The organism is Actibacterium lipolyticum (genome assembly GCF_900184935.1).
Classification (GTDB): Bacteria; Pseudomonadota; Alphaproteobacteria; order Rhodobacterales; family Rhodobacteraceae; genus Actibacterium_A; species Actibacterium_A lipolyticum.
In genome coordinates, this window is sequence record NZ_FXYE01000002.1 from 540,379 (window position 1) to 559,994 (window position 19,616).

Annotated in this window: 21 protein-coding genes; 16 read left to right on the forward strand and 5 right to left on the reverse strand. The window is 57.7% G+C overall.

Annotation, left to right across the window (positions count from 1 at the left end):
• Positions 1-29: 29 nt before the first annotated feature.
• Entirely contained in the window at positions 30-245 is a 216-nt protein-coding gene (locus tag COL8621_RS11310; RefSeq protein WP_093967466.1) for a DUF2842 domain-containing protein, read from the reverse strand.
• Positions 245-1,537, reverse strand: coding sequence for an adenylosuccinate synthase (locus COL8621_RS11315; protein WP_093967467.1), 1,293 nt, complete (start codon positions 1,535-1,537; stop codon positions 245-247). Before COL8621_RS11315 ends, COL8621_RS11310 begins: the two co-directional genes overlap by 1 nt.
• A 136-nt stretch (positions 1,538-1,673) precedes the next feature.
• On the opposite strand from COL8621_RS11315, the gene COL8621_RS11320 reads away from it, so the two are divergent.
• The 15 genes from COL8621_RS11320 to COL8621_RS11390 all read left to right on the forward strand — a co-directional run bounded on the left by COL8621_RS11320 (position 1,674) and on the right by COL8621_RS11390 (position 15,730).
• Positions 1,674-2,072: a DUF6524 family protein gene (locus tag COL8621_RS11320; protein ID WP_093967468.1), complete on the forward strand. Its 399-nt coding sequence runs from the start codon at positions 1,674-1,676 to the stop codon at positions 2,070-2,072.
• A gap of 117 nt (positions 2,073-2,189) precedes the next feature.
• Positions 2,190-2,561, forward strand: a complete 372-nt coding sequence (gene secG, locus COL8621_RS11325) for a preprotein translocase subunit SecG (protein ID WP_093967469.1) — start codon at positions 2,190-2,192, stop codon at positions 2,559-2,561.
• A 166-nt stretch (positions 2,562-2,727) separates the two neighbouring features.
• On the forward strand, positions 2,728-4,371 hold the full coding sequence (gene pyrG, locus COL8621_RS11330) for a CTP synthase (RefSeq protein WP_093967470.1): 1,644 nt from the start codon (positions 2,728-2,730) through the stop codon (positions 4,369-4,371).
• 3 nt (positions 4,372-4,374) lie between these two features.
• Positions 4,375-5,067 (forward strand): hypothetical protein, encoded by a 693-nt coding sequence (locus tag COL8621_RS11335; RefSeq protein WP_093967471.1) that lies wholly within the window; start codon positions 4,375-4,377, stop codon positions 5,065-5,067.
• A gap of 41 nt (positions 5,068-5,108) precedes the next feature.
• Complete coding sequence (locus COL8621_RS11340; RefSeq protein ID WP_093967472.1) at positions 5,109-5,552, forward strand: tellurite resistance TerB family protein; 444 nt, start codon at positions 5,109-5,111, stop codon at positions 5,550-5,552.
• Positions 5,549-6,322, forward strand: a complete 774-nt coding sequence (locus COL8621_RS11345) for a phosphate/phosphite/phosphonate ABC transporter substrate-binding protein (RefSeq protein ID WP_093967473.1) — start codon at positions 5,549-5,551, stop codon at positions 6,320-6,322. Before COL8621_RS11340 ends, COL8621_RS11345 begins: the two co-directional genes overlap by 4 nt.
• A gap of 88 nt (positions 6,323-6,410) precedes the next feature.
• Positions 6,411-7,190, forward strand: coding sequence for an ABC transporter ATP-binding protein (locus COL8621_RS11350; RefSeq protein ID WP_176438481.1), 780 nt, complete (start codon positions 6,411-6,413; stop codon positions 7,188-7,190).
• Between the two features lie 44 nt (positions 7,191-7,234).
• Positions 7,235-7,954: a transporter substrate-binding domain-containing protein gene (locus COL8621_RS11355; RefSeq protein ID WP_093967475.1), complete on the forward strand. Its 720-nt coding sequence runs from the start codon at positions 7,235-7,237 to the stop codon at positions 7,952-7,954.
• A gap of 41 nt (positions 7,955-7,995) precedes the next feature.
• A complete protein-coding gene (locus COL8621_RS11360; protein WP_093967476.1) occupies positions 7,996-8,877 on the forward strand; it encodes an ABC transporter permease in 882 nt (293 codons plus the stop codon).
• Positions 8,874-9,713 carry an ABC transporter permease gene (locus COL8621_RS11365; protein ID WP_093967477.1) on the forward strand — a complete coding sequence of 280 codons (840 nt, stop codon included), beginning with the start codon at positions 8,874-8,876 and terminating at the stop codon, positions 9,711-9,713. Before COL8621_RS11360 ends, COL8621_RS11365 begins: the two co-directional genes overlap by 4 nt.
• A complete protein-coding gene (locus tag COL8621_RS11370; protein WP_093967478.1) occupies positions 9,710-11,044 on the forward strand; it encodes a glutamine synthetase family protein in 1,335 nt (444 codons plus the stop codon). Before COL8621_RS11365 ends, COL8621_RS11370 begins: the two co-directional genes overlap by 4 nt.
• A 63-nt stretch (positions 11,045-11,107) precedes the next feature.
• On the forward strand, positions 11,108-11,800 hold the full coding sequence (locus COL8621_RS11375; RefSeq protein WP_093967479.1) for a type 1 glutamine amidotransferase: 693 nt from the start codon (positions 11,108-11,110) through the stop codon (positions 11,798-11,800).
• Positions 11,793-13,148, forward strand: a complete 1,356-nt coding sequence (locus tag COL8621_RS11380) for a glutamine synthetase family protein (protein WP_093967480.1) — start codon at positions 11,793-11,795, stop codon at positions 13,146-13,148. The genes COL8621_RS11375 and COL8621_RS11380 overlap by 8 nt, the downstream gene beginning before the upstream one ends.
• The gene (locus COL8621_RS11385; protein WP_093967481.1) at positions 13,145-14,446 is read left to right on the forward strand and encodes an NAD(P)/FAD-dependent oxidoreductase; all 1,302 of its coding nucleotides are present in this window, start codon (positions 13,145-13,147) and stop codon (positions 14,444-14,446) included. The genes COL8621_RS11380 and COL8621_RS11385 overlap by 4 nt, the downstream gene beginning before the upstream one ends.
• An 84-nt stretch (positions 14,447-14,530) precedes the next feature.
• Positions 14,531-15,730 carry a DegT/DnrJ/EryC1/StrS family aminotransferase gene (locus COL8621_RS11390; RefSeq protein WP_093967482.1) on the forward strand — a complete coding sequence of 400 codons (1,200 nt, stop codon included), beginning with the start codon at positions 14,531-14,533 and terminating at the stop codon, positions 15,728-15,730.
• Here COL8621_RS11390 and COL8621_RS11395 read toward each other — a convergent pair.
• Complete coding sequence (locus COL8621_RS11395) at positions 15,727-16,692, reverse strand: LysR family transcriptional regulator (RefSeq protein WP_093967483.1); 966 nt, start codon at positions 16,690-16,692, stop codon at positions 15,727-15,729. The genes COL8621_RS11390 and COL8621_RS11395 overlap by 4 nt on opposite strands.
• Positions 16,693-16,924: 232 nt before the next feature.
• On the opposite strand from COL8621_RS11395, the gene COL8621_RS11400 reads away from it, so the two are divergent.
• Positions 16,925-18,292: an aminotransferase gene (locus COL8621_RS11400; protein WP_093968535.1), complete on the forward strand. Its 1,368-nt coding sequence runs from the start codon at positions 16,925-16,927 to the stop codon at positions 18,290-18,292.
• 46 nt (positions 18,293-18,338) lie between these two features.
• On the opposite strand, the gene phaR is transcribed toward COL8621_RS11400, so the two are convergent.
• Entirely contained in the window at positions 18,339-18,914 is a 576-nt protein-coding gene (phaR, locus tag COL8621_RS11405) for a polyhydroxyalkanoate synthesis repressor PhaR (RefSeq protein WP_093967484.1), read from the reverse strand.
• Between the two features lie 132 nt (positions 18,915-19,046).
• The gene (locus tag COL8621_RS11410) at positions 19,047-19,496 is read right to left on the reverse strand and encodes a phasin family protein (RefSeq protein ID WP_093967485.1); all 450 of its coding nucleotides are present in this window, start codon (positions 19,494-19,496) and stop codon (positions 19,047-19,049) included.
• Between the last annotated feature and the right edge of the window lie 120 nt (positions 19,497-19,616).

The following is a 19,616-nucleotide window of genomic DNA, read 5'->3' on the forward strand; positions in this document are numbered from 1 at the left end:
GGACCCAACAGTCCGCCGCCTTTTTCGTTTTATGCGTCAGGATCTTCGCGCCCTACGCCCTTGAACACAAACTTGAATGGCAGCGCCCACAGAATGCCAAGCGCGATATAGATAACAAGTTCGACCAAGATCGAAGGCCGCTCAAAAAGCCCAACCAGCGTGACGGCCACCACGATATACAGCGGCAAGCCGATCAGTAGCAAAACCAACGACCAACGCCGGCGGGCTTTGTGCGACAACGCCATCAGTCAGCGAACGGATCGGTGACCAGAATGGTGTCGTCACGCTCTGGCGAAGTTGAAAGAAGTGCGACGGGGCATTGAATCAACTCTTCAACGCGACGCACATACTTGATCGCAGCAGCAGGCAAATCCGCCCAGCTGCGCGCACCGGCGGTGCTTTCCGACCAGCCATCCATGGTTTCATAGATCGGCTTCACACGGGCCTGCTGATCGGCGGCGGTGGGCAGATAGTCCAACGTTTCGCCGTCCAGTTCGTACCCGGTACAGATGTTCAGCTTTTCAAAGCCGTCCAAAACATCAAGCTTTGTCAATGCGATACCGGAAACACCAGAGGTCGCGCATGTCTGGCGAACCAGAACCGCATCGAACCAACCACAACGACGTTTGCGCCCTGTGACGGTGCCAAATTCATGGCCGCGTTCGCCCAGACGTTGGCCGTTATCGTCGTCCAGTTCTGTCGGGAACGGCCCCTCACCCACGCGGGTGGTATAGGCTTTGACGATCCCCAGAACGAAATCCACGGCACCTGGGCCAAGACCCGTACCGGTGGAAGCCATGCCAGCCATCGTGTTGGACGATGTCACAAACGGATAGGTGCCAAAGTCGATGTCCAACAGCGCGCCTTGCGCACCCTCAAACAAGATACGCTTACCGGCGCGGCGATCTTCGTTAAGCACTTTCCAAACCGGCGCTGCGAATGGCAGCAGCTTTGGCGCGATCTCTTCCAGCTTGGCCAGAAGTGCGGCGCGATCAACCTCGGGCAGGCCAAGGCCACGGCGCAGCGCGTCGTGGTGCACCAACAGACGGTCAACACGCGACTCTAGCGTCGCCTTGTCGGCCAGATCAGCCACGCGCACGGTACGGCGGCCAACTTTATCTTCATATGCCGGGCCGATGCCGCGACCTGTTGTGCCGATCTTGGCAACCGCGTTCTGATCTTCGCGCGCTCGGTCCAGTTCACCATGCACCGGAAGAATCAGTGGCGTATTTTCAGCGATCATCAGATTCGCAGGCGTCACTTCCACGCCCTGCGCTGTCAGCCGCTCAATCTCATCCATCAGCGCCCATGGGTCCAGCACAACGCCGTTCCCGATAACAGAGCGTTTGCCCTTGCGCACGATACCCGATGGCAGCAGCGAGAGCTTAAAAACCTCGCCATCAATGACCAGAGTGTGGCCCGCATTGTGGCCACCCTGAAAGCGTGCAATCACATCAGCCCGCTCAGAGAGCCAATCCACAATCTTGCCTTTTCCTTCGTCACCCCATTGGGCGCCGACGACGACGACATTGGCCATAATTGATCCTTGTTTTCACGAAAAACCCGCGCCCGTATAGCCTTCTAAGCGGCGCACGGAAACCTCTATTTCATCGCAGGGCTAGACAGAAAGCCGCGATTGGGCCACCAAAGCCCTGCAAATTCGGAGAGAATGAATGACGGGTATTTTTCTGCGCTGGCTGTTTGCCTTTGTCCTTTTGGCGCTGACATACAATCCAACCCAGTGGAATTTTGTACGCTGGGCCACGAAAAGCTACCCCGAACATTTGCCCGTCGCCGTTTTGTCCGGCCTTATCTTGCTGATCGGCTATATCATTTATCTGCGGGCCACGCTGCGTTCGATCGGTGCCTTTGGCATGCTTTTGGTGGCTGCGCTGATGGGCGCGCTGATCTGGGTCTTGATCGATTGGGGCGTTCTGACGCTGGAAAACCCATCGCTGAACCTGTGGCTGGGCATTATCGCGCTATCGTTCGTCCTTGGCATCGGCCTAAGTTGGAGCCGCGTGCGTCGCACCCTTTCGGGTCAGGCCGACATTGACGATATCGACGAATAGTTTCGTCTTCCCCTGCGTCGACAATGATAACTTTCGCACGACCCTGCCAGACAGGGGTTGCGACCGGGCGTTCATCCGCCTAGATAGACCCGACAAACAAACCGGATCCGCCCGCCTATGGAAAACGTCGTTCTCATCATTCACCTGATCCTTGCGCTATGCCTGATCGGAATCGTTCTTTTGCAACGCTCCGAAGGTGGGGGCCTTGGTATGGGCAGTAGTGGTGGTGGCGCCGGTGGCGGCGTGATGAGCGGTCGCTCGGCCGCATCCGCGCTTGCCAAGCTGACTTGGGTTTTCGGCATCGCGTTTGTTATCACGTCGCTCACGCTGACAATCATCGCGGCGGAAAAATCCGCGGGCAGCTCTGTTCTGGACCGGATTGGCGTTCAAGCGCCGGTTGAGGAAGAAACAGCGCCAACATTGCCTGCCGGTGATCTGTTGCCACCCGCTTCCAGCGACGCACCGCTGATTCCGCCACGCGCGGACTAAGATAACCACTAAACATTGCTCTGGGCCGTTTATGTGACCCAGCATCTTGCGGTCAGGTTGCGGCGCGGGCGCGAATCCGTTATACCTTAAATCCCGTGATGCTGCGGTTTTTCGAAACCGGATCGAGCAGCCAAAACATGACAAAATCACGGGGGATGCCAGCCATATGGCACGGTTCATTTTCATTACAGGCGGCGTTGTATCTTCGTTAGGCAAGGGCCTTGCCTCTGCCGCGCTTGGCTCACTTCTTCAGGCGCGCGGTTTCTCCGTTCGGCTGCGCAAACTAGACCCCTATCTGAACGTCGATCCGGGCACGATGTCCCCTTTCGAACATGGCGAAGTGTTCGTCACTGACGATGGCGCGGAAACTGATCTGGATCTTGGCCACTATGAACGCTTCACCGGCGTTTCGGCCCGCAACACTGATTCCGTTAGCTCTGGGCGCATCTACTCCACCGTGTTGGAGAAAGAGCGCCGCGGCGATTACCTTGGCAAAACCATTCAGGTGATCCCGCACGTCACGAACGAGATTAAAGACTTTATCTCGATCGGCGAAGACGAAGTTGACTTCATGCTGTGCGAAATCGGCGGCACGGTGGGTGATATCGAAGGGCTGCCATTCTTCGAAGCGATCCGCCAGTTCAGCCAAGACAAGCCGCGCGGCCAGTGTATCTTTATGCACCTGACGCTGCTGCCCTTCGTGAAAGCCAGCGGCGAGTTGAAGACAAAGCCGACCCAGCACAGTGTGAAAGAGCTGCGCTCCATCGGGATCGCGCCAGACGTTCTGGTCTGCCGCTCTGAAGGTCCGATTCCGCAGAAAGAACGCGATAAACTGGCACTGTTCTGCAACGTACGCCCCGATTCCGTGATTGCCGCGCAGGATCTTAAGTCGATCTACGAAGCGCCGCTTGCCTATCACCGCGAAGGTTTGGATCAGGCTGTTCTGGACGCGTTTGATATTTCGCCTGCGCCAAAACCCGATCTTTCCCGTTGGGAAGATGTATCCGACCGCATTTTCAACGCCGAAGGCGAAGTGAAGGTCGCGATTGTTGGGAAATACACGCAGCTTGAAGACGCCTATAAATCAATAGCCGAGGCTTTGACCCATGGCGGCATGGCCAACCGGGTAAAAGTGAAATCCGAATGGATCGACGCCGAGATTTTTGATCGCGAAGACCCCGCCCCCTATCTGGAAGGGTTCCACGCGATTCTGGTTCCCGGCGGCTTCGGCGAACGCGGCACCGAAGGTAAAATCAAAGCGGCCCAATTCGCACGGGAACGCAAGATTCCCTACCTAGGGATCTGCCTTGGCATGCAAATGGCCGTGATCGAAGCGGCCCGCAATCTGGCCGGTGTGGCCGATGCTGGTTCGGAAGAGTTCGACCACGAAGCAGGCGAAAAGCGGTTCACGCCGGTTGTGTACCACCTGAAAGAATGGGTGCAGGGCAACAGTACCGTGGCGCGTAAAGTTGACGACGACAAAGGCGGCACCATGCGCCTTGGCGCCTATTCCGCGACGTTGAGCAAAGGTTCGAAAGTCGCCGAGGTTTACGGCTCTACCGCGATCGAAGAACGCCACCGTCACCGTTACGAGGTGGACACAAAGTTCCGCAAACAGCTGGAAGAGCATGGCCTGTGCTTCTCGGGCATGTCGCCCGACGGGCGCCTTCCTGAAATCGTAGAGGTGAAAGACCACCCTTGGTTCATCGGCGTTCAGTTCCACCCGGAACTGAAATCGAAACCTTTCGCCCCGCACCCCCTGTTTGCCGACTTCGTTCGCGCGGCGCGGGATATTTCGCGGTTGGTGTAATTAATGCTTCGCGCGGCCCTTATCGTTTGGGCCGCGCTTTCTGCGCCCGCGATTGCGCAACAAATCGCACCCGCCGACTATGCCACGCTGAAGCGAGAGCTGGACGGCATCATCTCTTTTGAAACCCTGCCCCAGCGGCCCGAACCGGGCATGACCTTCGACCATAACGTCTATTTCAAGGGCGCTTGGTTGGGCGAACGGTTTCAGGGGCAGGTTCTGTCATTCAGCCCGCAAGGCCACGATAAACTTTCAAACCGTGATGCGGAAACTCCGCTTCGGTTGCTGCCCGGTCAAGCGAACCAAAACCAAAGCGTCGCGTTTCACAACGGCTTTGCCTCTAACGCGCTTTTCCCGCTGGGTCAGGACGGCATTGGGAAGATCACCGGCCGAGGCGAAGGCGCGCTTGCGATCCTTTTTGATCACGATCAGGCCGCTATGGGGCTGCGCGTTCACACGCATTATGCCACGCCGCTTGGCAACGCGCCCGTGCTTGGCCGCCTGCAAATCGCGTTTTTTACGCGTGCGGGTGTTCTGATCGACGCGCAGGATCATAACCTTTCCAGCGGCATCACAGAGCTTGGATGGCGACGCGCCCGGAACATTCCTGATATCGCCGGCGTTGTGGTCACCAATACGGACCCCGGCGGCGTTGCCATCGACGACATCATTTTTCAGCTGACCCCGCCGCTGGGATAACGCCCCTTGGCCTGCCGGACCCGGCGACATATATCACCTTTATGTTTGCTGATTTCCTATCCCGGCTGATCCAGCCACAGCCCGATCGTTTAGCTGACGAAGACGCCCGCCTTGCCTTGGGCGCTTTGTTGGTACGCATTGCAAAATCCGATGGCGAATACGCCCCGGAAGAGATCACGCGGATCGACCGAATTCTTGCCTCCCGTTATGGCCTCTCTCCGTTCGAGGCTTCGGCCCTGCGTGGTAATGCGGAAACGCTCGAATCCGAAGCCCCCGACACTGTTCGCTTCACCCGCGCGATTAAAGACGCGGTCGCCTATGAAGAACGTGAAGCCGTGGTCGAGGCCCTGTGGGATGTCGTTCTGGCCGATGGCGTGCGCGACCACGAAGAGGACGCGCTATTGCGGCTGGTCGCCAACTTGCTTGGCGTGAATGACCGCGACAGCAACTTGGCGCGCCAACGGGTGGAAGCCAAGCGCGCATGATCGCGTCATTTCCGATGTACGACCGGCCGGAAAATGCGGCCGCGCATGATGCGCTTTGGTCGTTGATCCGCGATGCCCTGCGCGACGAAGGCGTTCCCGCGCCACACGCACTTGACCGCGAAATCGACATTGTTACCGGATGGGGCCACCCCGAACTGGTCTTTGGCCAAATCTGTGGGCTTCCACTGAGACGCGATTTCCATGATCGCGTCGAAGTCATCGGGACGTTGGACTTTGGTTTGGCTGACACGCCCGCCGGGCATTACCGCAGTGTGTTTGTCGCCCGCCATGACGACGCTGAGGATGCCGCCAGTTACGCCGACCGCCACTTTGCTTTTAATGACGAAAGCTCGCACTCGGGCTGGGCCGCGCCACAGCTGTTTGCCAAACGGAATGGTTTCAGCTTTCGCAACCCGACCTTGACAGGGGCACATCGCCAAAGCGCGGCCGCCGTCGCATCGGGCAAGGCCGACATTGCCGCGTTGGATGAAGTTTCCTGGCGGTTTATCCGCGCCCACGACAAGGCGGCGCAGGCGCTTAAGGTGATCGGGCGCACAGACGCATCGCCGGGCTTGGCGTTCATCGCAGCCAAGGGCACCGATACGACCGCGCATTTTCGCGCATTGAAAACCGCCGTGGGCACCCTTTCCGATGCGGATCGTCACGCGCTTGGCATTCGGGGGCTTGCACATATTCCGCTGTCCGATTACTTGGCCGTTCCGACACCGCCCGGCCCGGGGCAAGCAACCGGGGATACGCCTGAATCTTAGGCTGACAGTCACGTCATTTGCTGCACCCCGTTGCATTTGACGCAATTTTGCGCCCTACTTCACAGCCAAACCAACAAAAGTGCCAAACGTGACCGACCAAGAAGCACCCGTTATCGAAATCCGCGACCTTCACAAAAGCTTCGGTGAACTCGAAGTGCTTAAGGGCGTGAACATTTCTGCACAAAAGGGCGATGTTGTATCGCTGATCGGGTCTTCGGGTTCGGGCAAGTCAACGATCCTGCGTTGTGCGAATCTGTTGGAAAACAGCCAACAGGGCGACATTCTGTTTGATGGTGAGGCCGTGAAATGGAACGGCACCGGTATTCGCCGCCATCCTGCCGATAAAAAACAGATGATCCGCCTGCGCACCAATCTGTCGATGGTGTTTCAGCAGTTCAACCTGTGGGCCCACATGACCATCCTGCAAAATGTGATGGAAGCACCGATTACCGTTCTGGGCCAAGATCGCGATGTGGTGGAAACCCGCGCGCGCGCCTTGCTTGCCAAGGTGGGAATCGGCGACAAATGCGATGTATATCCGGCGATGCTTTCCGGCGGCCAACAACAGCGAGCGGCAATTGCCCGTGCGTTGGCGATGGAACCGAAGGCCTTGCTGTTTGACGAACCCACCTCGGCGCTGGACCCCGAGTTGGAGCAGGAGGTCGTGCGCGTAATCCGGGCGTTGGCCGAAGAAGGCCGCACCATGATTATCGTCACCCACGACATGCGCATGGCGGCGGACGTGTCCGACCATGTCGTGTTCTTGCACAAGGGCAAGATCGAAGAAGAAGGCCCACCGGCAGAGCTTTTTGCCAACCCAAAAACCGAACGGCTGCAACAATTCCTAAGCGCGACCGTATCGGCCTGAACCAAAAACAAAGAAGACCACCACAACACGGGAGTAATAAGACCATGAAAAAACTAATGCTTGGCACCGCCCTACTGGCAATGACCGCAAGCTTTGCATCCGCACAAGACGTCGTGCGCATGGGGACCGAGGGCGCCTACCCTCCGTACAACTTCATCAACGACAATGGCGAAGTTGACGGGTTTGAGCGTGAACTGGGCGACGAGCTGTGCGCACGCGCCGAACTGACCTGTGAATGGGTCACAAACGAATGGGATTCGATCATCCCGAACCTCGTTTCCGGCAACTACGACACGATCATCGCTGGCATGTCGATCACCGCAGAGCGTGACGAAGTCATCGACTTCACCCAAGATTACTATCCGCCAACTGAATCTTCCTATGCGGCAATCGACACGGGCGCAGACCTGAAAGGCGGCGTTATCGCGGCTCAGACTGGTACGATCCAAGCGGGTTATGTTGCTGAAACCGGCGCGACCCTGCTGGAATTCGCAACGCCAGACGAAACCGTTGCTGCCGTCAAAAACGGCGAGGCTGACGCTGTATTCGCTGACAAAGACTTCCTTGCGCCAATCGTCGCTGAATCCGATCTGGAATGGGTCGGCGAAGGTGTACCGCTGGGCGGTGGCATCGGCCTTGGCCTGCGCGAATCCGACGCCGAGCTGAAAACAAAGTTCGACGCCGCCATCACTTCGATGAAAGAAGATGGCACGCTGAACACCATGCTTCAGAAGTGGTTCGGCGAAGAAATCGGTACGTACTGATCTAGACACAGGCGGGGCCGCATCAGGCCCCGCCGATTTTTATGTTTTCCTATTGCTCAGATCCCTCCAGCCTTGAAGGCTTTTCGTGGCTTGCCTGTTACCTAACAAACGGCAAGCACATGGCGTTTTACGGCTCGTTCGGTGTTGTGATGGTGCTTTTGCTTATCACTGCGCCCGCCGCGCTTGCCTTTGGCTTTGGCGGGGCAATTGCCGCGCGCTCGGCCTTCTTGCCGCTGCGCTGGTTCGGTAAGGCCTATACCTCGATGGTGCGTGGCATCCCGGACATTGCGTTCTTCTTGTTCGTGCCTTTCGCATTGGATCAGGGCATCGAATGGCTGCGCCACAAAGCAAAATGCCCCGATTGGGAAGAACCCATTCGTCAGGGCAGTGATTTTGTCGTCTGCTCGGTCGCCAAAATGCCGCTGTCCAGCAGCCCGCAATGGGTTCACGAAACCTATGGCTTCTTTCTGGCGGTCCTTGCTTTTGCGATCGTGTTTGGCGCCTTTGCCGCCAACGTTCTGTTCGGCGCGATGAAGGCTGTGCCCCGCGCCCAAATGGAAACCGCCGAGGCATATGGCATGACAGACCGCCAAGCCTTCTGGCGCATCCTTGTGCCGCAAATGTGGGTCTATGCCCTGCCCGGCCTGTCGAACCTGTGGATGATCCTGATCAAGGCCACGCCACTGCTGTTCCTGCTGGGTGTCGAAGATATTGTTTATTGGGCGCGTGAACTGGGTGGGGCCAAAACCTCCATCTTTGCGTATCCGCACCCTGACTGGCGCTTGTACTATTTCCTTGGCCTTCTGGTGTTCTACCTTGGCCTGACGAAACTAAGTGAGATGGTACTTAGCCGCCTGACCTACCGCCTGTCGCATGGCCAAGCCACGATGGCAGGCGACGCACAAAGAAAGGCCGCCGCATGAGCTGCCTGCAAACCATCCAAGACTACGCCCTGCGTTCCATCGGTATCGGTGAACGGCTGTTGCCGCGCACTGATTTCACCCTCTGCGAACAGGTCACGTTGATCGGCTCTGGCCTGATCTGGAACGTCTATTTCGGTGCGCTGGCGCTGTTGTTTGGGTTCTTCCTTGCCACCGCCGTGGCACTGGCAAAGGCCAGCCCCGTCTGGGCGATCCGCAAACCGGCCGAATGGTTCATCTTTCTGTTCCGCGGCTCGCCTCTGTTTATCCAGTTCTTTCTGGCCTACGAAACCTTCGTGCTGCTGCCCAAGTCGGGGATCGAACTGAACCTTGGGTTTATAGAGATTACGGCCGCGACCAGCTGGCTGACACGCGCGTGGGCCGGGGCTTTGATCGTGCTGTTCCTGAACACCGCCGCCTATACCGGCGAGATCTTTTATGGCGCGCTGCGGTCGATCCCGCGTGGCGATATCGAAGCGGCTGATGCCTATGGCATGACCGGCCTGACCAAGTTCCGCCGCGTGATCTGGCCCACCATGCTGCGCCTTGCGTGGCCCGCTTATACGAACGAAGCGATCTTTCTTTTTCACGCCACCACGCTTGTCTATTTTTCAGGCTTTCCAGCGTGGAAGCAAAAGGGCGATGCGCTGTATTATGCCAGCTATTTCGCCGACAAGACGTTTAACCCATTTATTCCTTATCCAATCGTTGCGGGGTACTTCATCTTGCTGACCTTGGTGATTATCTCTTTGTTCGGGCTGATCAACCGGCGGCTTAACCGGCACCTGCCGCAAGCCACGCGCAGCCGCATACGTTTCAAACCACAGGTAATTAGATGAGCGAATGGCTTATGGCCCACCCCGAGGTCCGCACGATCCGCGTTGCGGCCTGCGACCTGAATGGGCAAGCACGCGGCAAACGCATCCCCACTCGCTTTGCTGGCAAGGTCGAAGAGGACGGCACGCGGTTTCCGTTTTCCGTGCTGAACCTTGATATCTGGGGGGAAGACATTGAAAACAGCCCGCTGGTTTTTGACTCGGGCGATCCAGACGGCGTTCTGAAACCAACCGAACGTGGCTTCATCCCCATGCCATGGCTAGAGGCACCAACCGCCCTGCTGCCCCTGTGGATGTATCACGAAGACGGCCGCCCATTCGACGGCGACCCACGCCACGCGCTGTCACGCATCGTCAAACGCTATGCCGAACGCGGGCTGACACCCGTGGTCGCGACAGAGCTTGAATTCTATCTGATCGACGACAGTGGCCGAACGTTGCGCGTGCCGCCGTCGCCCAGAACCGGCAAACGCCGATCGGGTGCCGATACGCTGGCCTTGCGGGCGCTGGATGCGTTCGATGCGTTCTTCACCGACCTTTATGACGCGTGCGAGGCGATGGACATTCCCGCCGACACCGCCATTTCCGAGGCAGGTCTGGGCCAGTTCGAAATCAACCTGATGCACCAGCCCGACGCGCTGAAGGCGGCGGATGATACGTGGCTGTTCAAAATTCTTGTGCGCGGGTTGGCCCGCAAACACGGTTTTGCCGCCAGCTTTATGGCCAAACCCTATGAAGATTACGCCGGAAACGGGATGCACACCCATTTTTCCATCCTTGATAAGGATGGGAACAACATCTTCGATGACGGTGGCCCCAAAGGGTCTGACGAATTGCACCACGCGGTTGCGGGCTGCCTGAAGGCTATTCCCGGATCGGGCCTTTTGTTTGCGCCACACGGGAACAGCTATGACCGGCTTGTCCCGGATGCTCATGCGCCAACCGGTATCTGCTGGGCCTATGAAAACCGCACCGCCGCGATCCGCGTGCCGGGCGGAAGCCCCGCCGCGCGCCGGATCGAACACCGCGTCGCCGGGGGGGATATCAACCCATATCTGATGCTGGCCACCGTGCTGGGCGCAGCCCTGAACGGGCTAGAGGATGCGGCAGAACCGCCCGCACCGATCACCGGTAACGCCTATGATCTGGATCTGGAACAGATGCCCGGCACATGGGGCGAAGCGATCGATGCCTTCGAAGCCAGTTCTGAAATCAAACGCATTTTCCCAGAAGAGCTGATAAACAACCTGACCCTGACCAAACGCCAAGAGCTTCGTTTTTACGAAGAGCTAAGCGCCCAGGAACGGATTGACCTGTACCTCGATACTGTTTGACGCCTCTTGCCGGGCGTCACGGCCACGGCTACCGTCAGGCAAGCAACAAACAAGAGCACCCCAATGCGGATCGGAATCCTGCAAACCGGCCATGTGCCCGAAACACTTCGGGACGCGCATGGCGAATACCCTGATATGTTTGAACAACTGCTTGGCGGGCGCGGGTTCGATTTTCGCCGCTGGTCGGTGGTCGACATGCAGTTCCCAGACAGTGTTGATGACGCCGACGGATGGCTGATCACGGGGTCTCGGCACGGGGCCTATGACGATCTGCCGTTCATCAAACCGCTGGAACAATTCGTCCGCGATGCGTACGCGAAGGCCGTGCCCATGGTTGGCGTCTGCTTTGGCCATCAGATCATCGCGCAAGCCCTTGGCGGCAAGGTCGAAAAGTTCAGCGGCGGTTGGTCGGTGGGTCGGCAGACCTATACCCTAAACGGGAAAGAGGTCGCCCTGAACGCTTGGCATCAGGATCAGGTGACCAAGCTTCCCGAAGGCGCGACCGTCATCGGAACCAGCGATTTCTGCCCCTATGCCGCCCTTGCCTATGATGATCGCGCGCTTACGGTGCAGCCCCATCCAGAGTTTGACGCCGAATTCACTGGCAAATTGATCCGCGAACGCGGTGTCGGGGTTGTCCCCGACCCGTTGCTGAAATCTGCCGAGGCAACTTTGACCACCCAAACAAACAGCTTAGAAATAGCGGATATGTTTACCGCGTTTTTCAAACACTCTTACAAGGTGCATCATGCCTGATTGGACGAACGACCTTCCCGAAGCTGCTCAGGAATTCATCGCGGGCCGACGGCTGGATGAGGTGGAATGCATCGTCTCGGACATTGCGGGCGTGGCGCGGGGCAAGGCGATGCCAGCATCTAAGTTCGCCAAGCAGACCCATTTCTATTTGCCCAACTCGATCTTTCAGCAAACCATCACTGGCGATTGGGCCAACATGGAAGATCAGGCCTTTACCGAACCTGACATGATCCTGACCCCAGACATGTCCACCGCCACCGCCGCACCGTGGACGGCGGACTGGACCCTTCAGGTGATCCACGACATCAACGACCAAGACGGCAACCCGGTGCCCGTCGCCCCGCGCAACGTGCTGAAACGCGTGGTAGAGCTTTACAACGCGCAAGGCTGGCAACCCATCGTCGCCCCCGAGATGGAATTCTTTCTGGTCGCACGCAACATCGACCCGGCCCACCCGATCGAGCCACCCATGGGCCGCTCTGGCCGTCGCGCGGCGGCCCGTCAGGCCTATTCGATGAGTGCGGTTGACGAATATGGCCCCGTCATCGACGACATCTATGATTTCGCCGAAGCACAAGGGTTTGAAATTGACGGCATCCTGCAAGAAGGCGGTGCCGGACAGATTGAAATGAACCTGCGCCATGGCGACCCCGTGCGTCTGGCGGACGAAATCTTCTTCTTCAAACGCATGATCCGCGAAGCCGCCCTGCGCCACGATTGCTTTGCCACCTTTATGGCCAAGCCCATTCAGGACGAGCCCGGTTCGGCCATGCATATTCACCATTCGGTGGTCGATGCGAAAACTGGGGAAAACATCTTTTCCCAACCCGACGGCACGGAAACCGAAACCTTCCTGCATTTCATCGCTGGGATGCAGACCCACATGCCGTCGGTGATTGCACTGCTGGCGCCCTATGTGAACAGCTATCGCCGGTACGTCCCTGACTTTGCCGCGCCGATCAACCTTGAATGGGGGCGCGACAACCGCACGACAGGCCTGCGGGTTCCGGTGTCTGATGCTACCTCGCGCCGATTGGAAAACCGGATCGCCGGGATGGATTGCAACCCCTATCTGGGCATCGCGGCCTCGCTTGCGTGCGGGTATCTTGGGCTGATGGAAAAGAAGTATCCCAACGCTGAATTCAAGGGGGATGCCTATGCCAGTGACGAAGGTATCCCGCGCGGCATGAACGAAGCGCTTGATCTGTTCGACAGCTCCCCCGATGTGCGCGCTGTCTTGGGAGAGGAGTTCTGCAAAGTCTACTCCGCCGTCAAAACCCTTGAATATAAAGAGTTCCTTCAGGTCATCAGCCCGTGGGAGCGTGAGCATCTGTTGTTGAACGTATGAACCTGTTGTTTTCAAACGACCGTCGGGGTGAATACCCCGACAGTTGGTATGCCGCCACGGCCACCCTACCCGCGCCTTTCCCCGAATTGCGCGGTGAAACCAAGGCGGATGTCTGTATCATCGGTGGCGGATACACAGGCCTATCCGCCGCGCTGCACCTTTCCCAACGTGGCTTTGACGTGGTGCTGTTAGAGGCGCACCGGGTCGGGTTTGGCGCATCAGGGCGCAACGGCGGGCAGGTTGGTTCCGGTCAACGGCTTGAACAAGATGCGCTGGAACGTTTGGTGGGGCGCGACGATGCGCGCACCCTTTGGCAGTTCGGCGAAGACGCCAAGGCCCTGATTGCGCAGCTGATCGATGCGCATAACATCGACTGCGGCTATCGCCCTGGCGTGGTTCATGCCGAATGGCAGGCAAAAGACGTGCCCCACAATCACGCCTATGCCGACAAACTGCGCAACGAATATGGCTACGACCAGGTTGAACCGCTGGACCGTGACGCCATGCAGGCGCTGGTCGGATCACACGCGTATCAAGGCGGCAGCGTCGATTGGGGTGCCGGGCATTTGCACCCACTGGCCCTTGCCTTTGGCATCGCAACTGCGGCGGCCAGAACGGGTGCCCGCATCCATGAAATGTCGCACGTTCACAACATCCGCCACGGGGCAAAGGCAGTTGTGCAGACAGATAAAGGCCGCGTCACTGCCGATCACGTCATCCTAGCCACCAACGGTTATCTGGGCGGGTTGGAGCGTAAGGTTGCCTCACGCGTTATGCCGATCAACAACTTCATCGTTGCCACCGAACCGCTGGAAGACCCAAGCCGCGTTTTGGCCAAAGATGTTGCCGTCGCCGACAGCAAATTCGTGGTGAACTATTTCCGGCTATCCGCTGATAACCGGCTGCTGTTTGGCGGTGGCGAAAGCTATGGCTACCGCTTTCCGTCCGACATCGCGGCCACCGTGCGCAAACCGATGTTAGAGGTGTTCCCACAGCTCAAGGACGCGAAAATCGACTATGCGTGGGGTGGCACGCTGGCGATCACGATGAACCGCCTGCCATTCTTCACCCGCCCCGCCGATAACATGTTGTCGGCATCAGGTTATTCCGGGCATGGGGTCGCGCTTGCCGTTCTGGCGGGCCAGATCATGGCCGAGGCAACCGCCGGTCAGGCCGAACGCTTTGATGTGATGTCGCGCATCCCCACGCCCCGCTTTCCCGGCGGCGGTGTGTTGAGATCACCCATGCTTGCCCTCGCGATGAGCTGGTATGCGATGCGTGACAAAATCGGCATGTAACCGCCTTCTCTGGAAAAAAGGATTGGCCGTTTCCCGGCAATCACTTACAGTTTTTCTGAATATGACATTCAGAAAAGGTGCAACATGGCCCTCGCCCCCAATGTCTACGACGCTGAATCCATCCCCGAAGCGGCGCGCGAAGAAATTGACCGCCTGCTGCAAAGCGGTGATCTGTTCCGTTATACGGCGCCAGAAAACGCGCCAGTCGCCCTGTTGGAACAAGAATTCGCTGAATTTATGGGGGCCAAATATGCGCTGGCTGTCGCGTCTTGTTCGGCCGCGTTGTTCCTGTCACTGAAAACGCTGGACCTGCCCCGCGATGCGAAGGTTCTGGTTCCGGCCTTCACCTTTGCCGCCGTTCCTTCGGCCATCGTACATGCCGATTGCCAGCCTGTGCTGGTTGAGGTTGCCGAAAACTATCGCATCGACATGGCCGATTTTGAGGCCAAGCTGACCGACGACATTCAGGCCATCATCATCAGCCACATGCGCGGCCACACGTCTGATATGGACGGGATCATGGCCCTGGCCGAAGCACGCGGTGTACCCGTCATCGAAGACGCAGCCCATTCGCTGGGCACGCTGTGGCATGGCAAAAAGATCGGCACCTTGGGTAAGATCGGCTGCTTCTCATTCCAGTCTTACAAGATGATTAATGCGGGCGAAGGTGGCATCCTGATCACCGATGACGCAGACATTATCGCCAAAGCCATCATCATGTCGGGCGCGTACGAACATAACTGGAAGAAGCACAAGGTCGTGCATGACCGGTTCGCGCATTGGCAAAACAAACTGCCGCTTTACAACACGCGGATGCAGAACCTTTCGGCGGCCGTAATCCGCCCGCAACTGCCCGAAGTCGCCCGCCGTATCCGTGATGGCCGCGCGAACCACGATTATGTCGCCGGGCTGTTGAACGAAACAGCTTGGCTGAACGTCCCCGCCCCGCTGTTGCCAGAAGAACGTGCGCCGGATTCGATTCAGTTCAACCTTGTAGGTTTTGAATCCGACGATGACGCCCGCGCCTTTCAAGCGGCTGCCAAACAGCGCGGGATCAGCGTTCAGGTGTTTGGCCTGTCCCAAGACAACGCGCGCGCGTTCTGGAACTGGCAATTCATCAAAGGCGAAACGCCCGAGCTTCCGCAAACGCGTGCCATGCTGATGCGGGCCTGCGATGTGCGCCTGCCCGCCCGCCTGAAAAAGCCAGAGCTTGATTTCATCGCCAGCGCCCTCATCGACGCGGCAGAAGATGTGATGGGCGACACCCGCGCCTACGGCACCTAAAGAACCGCCAGATCACCCTGCAACCACGGCAAATGCGCGGTTGCGGGGGTGACGATCATCTCGTCCAACAAGGGGCGAAGGCGCGCGGCAACGTTGCTTGGCATATCCTGCAAGACGCCGGATCGCGCGCTAAGTGATATAGTGCGTGACAGCGGCGCGAATGGCAGTGGCATCAACGTCACTTGATCGCGAAACCGCTGGGCGCGCAAATACCCAAGCGGCGTCAGGATCGTCCACCCCGACCCGCTGGCCACCATGGAAAGGATGGCGTGATAGCTGTCCAACTCGAACCGATGGGCCAAGGTCAGATGCTGGCGGGCAAGGTGTTCGGCGATTTGGCGGCCCATATGGTGGCGCTGAGTATATTGGATCAGCGGAAGCGCCTGAAGCTGGCGCAAGACGTCACTGTCAGGGTCAATCATTCCCGCGGGAACCGCGGCAACGAAGGGTTCCTTTAACAGCGGGTGAACCTCCATCCAGTCGGCGGCGGCCCCCATGTCGGCGGCCACGATCATATCCAACGCCCGCCCATCAAGCAGACCGAACAACCGGTGGCTAGCCCCGGTTTCCAGCAAGAACTGGCAAGTCTGCAATTCCCCAGCCATGTCAGCCAAAAGCCGTGGCGTGACGTCCGCGTCGAAATCTTCGATCATCCCAAGGCGAAAATCGGTAAGCGCAGAAAGGTCATGTGCGGCAAGCTCTGCCTTGGCCTGTTGGCTTTCGGCAAGGATGGTCTGGGCGCGGCGGCGAAACATCTGTCCGGCTGGTGTAAGGGAAACAGGCCGGGTCGAACGATCCATCAACGTTGCACCAAGTGCGGCCTCAAGCCCGGCAAGCTGCTGACTAACGCCCGAAGGGCTGGCCCCCAAACGACGCGCCGCAGCCGACACTGACCCTTCTTCGGCAACCGCAATAAACGTTTCGATACCCCAAAGGGTCATGCGGCCAGTAGTTTGCGCCATAAATATATTCCTACACTAACGGCGCCAACCTAAGATCATTACGATCATGGCGCAACGCACCTAAGCCCCCGGACGGAGTGGCGGGCAAAACAAAGTGGCGTAAACCCGCGCGAATTATCGGGCAATCTGACCGGCAAACAAGCATTCTGCCAGTGCCGCTCACGCGGGCAATTGCACCTTTCAAACAGCAGAGATAGCGTTGCAAAAAACCATTGGCACAAGGAAAGAAGCCATGCGTGACGAAAACCCAAACAGCTGGGAAGCCCGCGCCGACACGAATACGTTTTACGGTTTCACGGACCTGCCCTCCATCAAGGAACGCGGCACCGTCGTCCTAACCCACGGCGAAGGCCCGTATGTGTTTGACGTACACGGGCGGCGCTATCTGGATGCGAACTCGGGCCTTTGGAATATGGTTGCCGGTTTCGATCATGCCGGCCTGGCCGAAGCCGCGAAGGCGCAATACGACCGGTTCCCCGGATACCACGCCTTCTTTGGCCGCATGTCCGACCAAACCGTGATGCTAAGCGAGAAATTGGTAGAGGTGTCACCCTACGAACGCGGCAAGGTGTTTTACACCAACTCCGGCTCTGAAGCGAACGACACAATGGTCAAAATGCTGTGGTTCCTTGGTGGTGCCGAAGGGCAGCCGCAGCGCCGTAAGATCATCACCCGCAAGAACGGCTATCATGGGGTGACGGTGGTTTCAGCCTCGATGACGGGCAAGCCCTATAACTCTGTCTTCGGTCTGCCGCTGGACGGGTTCATCCACCTGACCTGCCCGCACTACTGGCGCGAAGGGCTGGAGGGTGAAACCGAAGCCGAATTCACCAAACGCATGGCGCAAGAGCTGGAAGACGTCATCGCCCGCGAAGGCGCCGATACGATCGCCGGTTTCTTTGCCGAACCCGTGATGGGTGCTGGCGGCGTTATCCCGCCATCCGAAGGCTATTTCCAAGCCATCGCGCCCATCCTGAAAAAGCACGGCATCCCCCTTGTCGCGGACGAGGTGATCTGCGGCTTTGGGCGCACGGGCGAACTTTGGGGCTGTCAGACCTATGACTTCATGCCGGATGCCATCATCTCGTCCAAGAACCTGACGGCTGGGTATTTCCCGATGGGCGCTGTCATTCTTGGGCCAGAGCTAAGCGACCGGCTGCAAGCAGCCAGCGAAGCGATCGAAGAATTCCCGCATGGCTTTACTGCGTCAGGGCATCCAGTGGGTTCTGCAATTGCATTGAAGGCAATCGACGTGATCCTGAACGAAGGTTTGCTGGAAAACGTCCGCGCGTTGACACCCAAGTTCGAAGCGAACATGGCCCGGCTGGCCGAAAACCCCAACATCGGGGAATGGCGCGGCAAAGGCCTGATGGGTGCCCTGGAAGCGGTGAAAGACAAAGACACCAAAACACCGTTCGACAGCAGCCTTTCGGTCAGCGAACGCATCGCCAACACCTGCACCGATCACGGGCTGATCTGTCGCCCGCTGGGGCAATCGGTTGTTCTGTGCCCGCCATTCATCATGACCGAACCGCAGATGGATGAAATGTTTGAAAAGTTGGAAGCCGCGCTGAAGAAAGTCTTCGCCGAGGTCGCTTAACTAAAAGGCGGGCCGCATTCCTCCCCGGTTGCGGCCCGCCCAAATTCTATTCGCCCAGCTTCGACAGTTTCGCCTGAAGCTCTGCCAACTGTTTTTTGATGTCGTTCAGATCATCGCTTTTAGCAGCGCTGCCTTCATCGTCATCGTTCGTTGCCGGACCCGTGGCCCAGTTTTTGCCCATGCCGCCGGTCATAGCTTTCAGAAACGCTTCTTGTTGTTTCTGCATTGCGTCAAAGCCCGGCATGGTGGCCATTGGGTTCGGAATCGTCCCCAAATTCTCCATCATTTTGGACTGGCCATCGCGCAGCATATCAAAGCTCATCGCCAAGAACTGCGGCACGACGCTGTGCGCTTGTGTTGTGTAGCTACGCACCAGATCTGTCAGCACGTTAATGGGCAAAACATTTTCACCCCGGCTTTCATGTTCGGCAACGATTTGAAGTAGATACTGACGTGTTAGGTCATCCCCACTTTTAAGATCAATGATCTGTACCTCCCGGCCTTCGCGTATAAACCGAGCGATATCTTCCAGCGTCACATAGTCGCTGGTTTCGGTATTATACAGGCGCCGACTGGCATAGCGCTTGATCAGAAGCGGTGTCGCGTCGTCCGTCACAAGCATTCCCCCCACGTTGTGTTCATTGTTGCAGTGCAGAGAAGCTTAGGCCCCCTTTTCGCAAAAAGAAAGGGCGGGCACAAAGGCCCGCCCCACGCGATCACATCAACTGGGAGGATGTCGATGCGAAATCCCGTTTTACTTCTTAACCGAGGTCGCTTTTTTAGCGGCAGCAGTTGCTTCGTCTGTGGCTTTCTTCATCACGGCAGTTGCGTCTTCCGAGATGTCTTTGCCAGCAGCCAGCATCAGCTCAACAGTTTCCATCTGAACTTTTTTCGCAACTTCAGCGAAAGCAGCCATGTTTTCAGCAGCCATCTCAGCCGAAGCAGATGCGAAATCGGTGATTGCTTTGGTGTAATCTGTTGGCTCAGCTTTAACGGTGGTTACATCACCCATTTTGTTGAGCGTGTCTTTTGTCCACTTCGAAGAAATCTCGCTGGATTTGTCAGCGGCTTCCAAAGCAACTTTGGACATTTTTTCGCCAAGCGAAGCGGATGTTTTGAAAGCGTCCTGCATTGCGGACATGTCAACTGGGAACGATGCCATCATATCCTGCATCACTTTTGAAAAATCTTGTGCGGTAGCCATTTTAAATTCTCCATTGGTCCGAGGTGGTCTACCCCGTTTCTGTGCCTGAAGAATATATACGTGCTGCAGTGCAGCATTGCAAGCACTTTTGCTGCGGCGCAGCATTATTCATATTAATCC

What these genes read in the sequence shown, in the direction of transcription:
- COL8621_RS11360 (WP_093967476.1), top strand. Translation starts at nt 7,996, where the DNA reads ATGTTTTCCTATTGCTCAGATCCCTCCAGCCTTGAAGGCTTTTCGTGG.
- COL8621_RS11375 (WP_093967479.1), top strand. Translation starts at nt 11,108, where the DNA reads ATGCGGATCGGAATCCTGCAAACCGGCCATGTGCCCGAAACACTTCGG.
- COL8621_RS11385 (WP_093967481.1), top strand. Translation starts at nt 13,145, where the DNA reads ATGAACCTGTTGTTTTCAAACGACCGTCGGGGTGAATACCCCGACAGT.
- COL8621_RS11380 (WP_093967480.1), top strand. Translation starts at nt 11,793, where the DNA reads ATGCCTGATTGGACGAACGACCTTCCCGAAGCTGCTCAGGAATTCATC.
- COL8621_RS11340 (WP_093967472.1), top strand. Translation starts at nt 5,109, where the DNA reads ATGTTTGCTGATTTCCTATCCCGGCTGATCCAGCCACAGCCCGATCGT.
- COL8621_RS11335 (WP_093967471.1), top strand. Translation starts at nt 4,375, where the DNA reads ATGCTTCGCGCGGCCCTTATCGTTTGGGCCGCGCTTTCTGCGCCCGCG.
- COL8621_RS11320 (WP_093967468.1), top strand. Translation starts at nt 1,674, where the DNA reads ATGACGGGTATTTTTCTGCGCTGGCTGTTTGCCTTTGTCCTTTTGGCG.
- COL8621_RS11410 (WP_093967485.1), bottom strand. Translation starts at nt 19,496, where the DNA reads ATGGCTACCGCACAAGATTTTTCAAAAGTGATGCAGGATATGATGGCA.
- COL8621_RS11370 (WP_093967478.1), top strand. Translation starts at nt 9,710, where the DNA reads ATGAGCGAATGGCTTATGGCCCACCCCGAGGTCCGCACGATCCGCGTT.
- phaR (WP_093967484.1), bottom strand. Translation starts at nt 18,914, where the DNA reads ATGCTTGTGACGGACGACGCGACACCGCTTCTGATCAAGCGCTATGCC.
- COL8621_RS11395 (WP_093967483.1), bottom strand. Translation starts at nt 16,692, where the DNA reads ATGGCGCAAACTACTGGCCGCATGACCCTTTGGGGTATCGAAACGTTT.
- COL8621_RS11390 (WP_093967482.1), top strand. Translation starts at nt 14,531, where the DNA reads ATGGCCCTCGCCCCCAATGTCTACGACGCTGAATCCATCCCCGAAGCG.
- pyrG (WP_093967470.1), top strand. Translation starts at nt 2,728, where the DNA reads ATGGCACGGTTCATTTTCATTACAGGCGGCGTTGTATCTTCGTTAGGC.
- COL8621_RS11345 (WP_093967473.1), top strand. Translation starts at nt 5,549, where the DNA reads ATGATCGCGTCATTTCCGATGTACGACCGGCCGGAAAATGCGGCCGCG.
- COL8621_RS11310 (WP_093967466.1), bottom strand. Translation starts at nt 245, where the DNA reads ATGGCGTTGTCGCACAAAGCCCGCCGGCGTTGGTCGTTGGTTTTGCTA.
- COL8621_RS11355 (WP_093967475.1), top strand. Translation starts at nt 7,235, where the DNA reads ATGAAAAAACTAATGCTTGGCACCGCCCTACTGGCAATGACCGCAAGC.
- COL8621_RS11400 (WP_093968535.1), top strand. Translation starts at nt 16,925, where the DNA reads ATGCGTGACGAAAACCCAAACAGCTGGGAAGCCCGCGCCGACACGAAT.
- COL8621_RS11365 (WP_093967477.1), top strand. Translation starts at nt 8,874, where the DNA reads ATGAGCTGCCTGCAAACCATCCAAGACTACGCCCTGCGTTCCATCGGT.
- COL8621_RS11315 (WP_093967467.1), bottom strand. Translation starts at nt 1,537, where the DNA reads ATGGCCAATGTCGTCGTCGTCGGCGCCCAATGGGGTGACGAAGGAAAA.
- secG (WP_093967469.1), top strand. Translation starts at nt 2,190, where the DNA reads ATGGAAAACGTCGTTCTCATCATTCACCTGATCCTTGCGCTATGCCTG.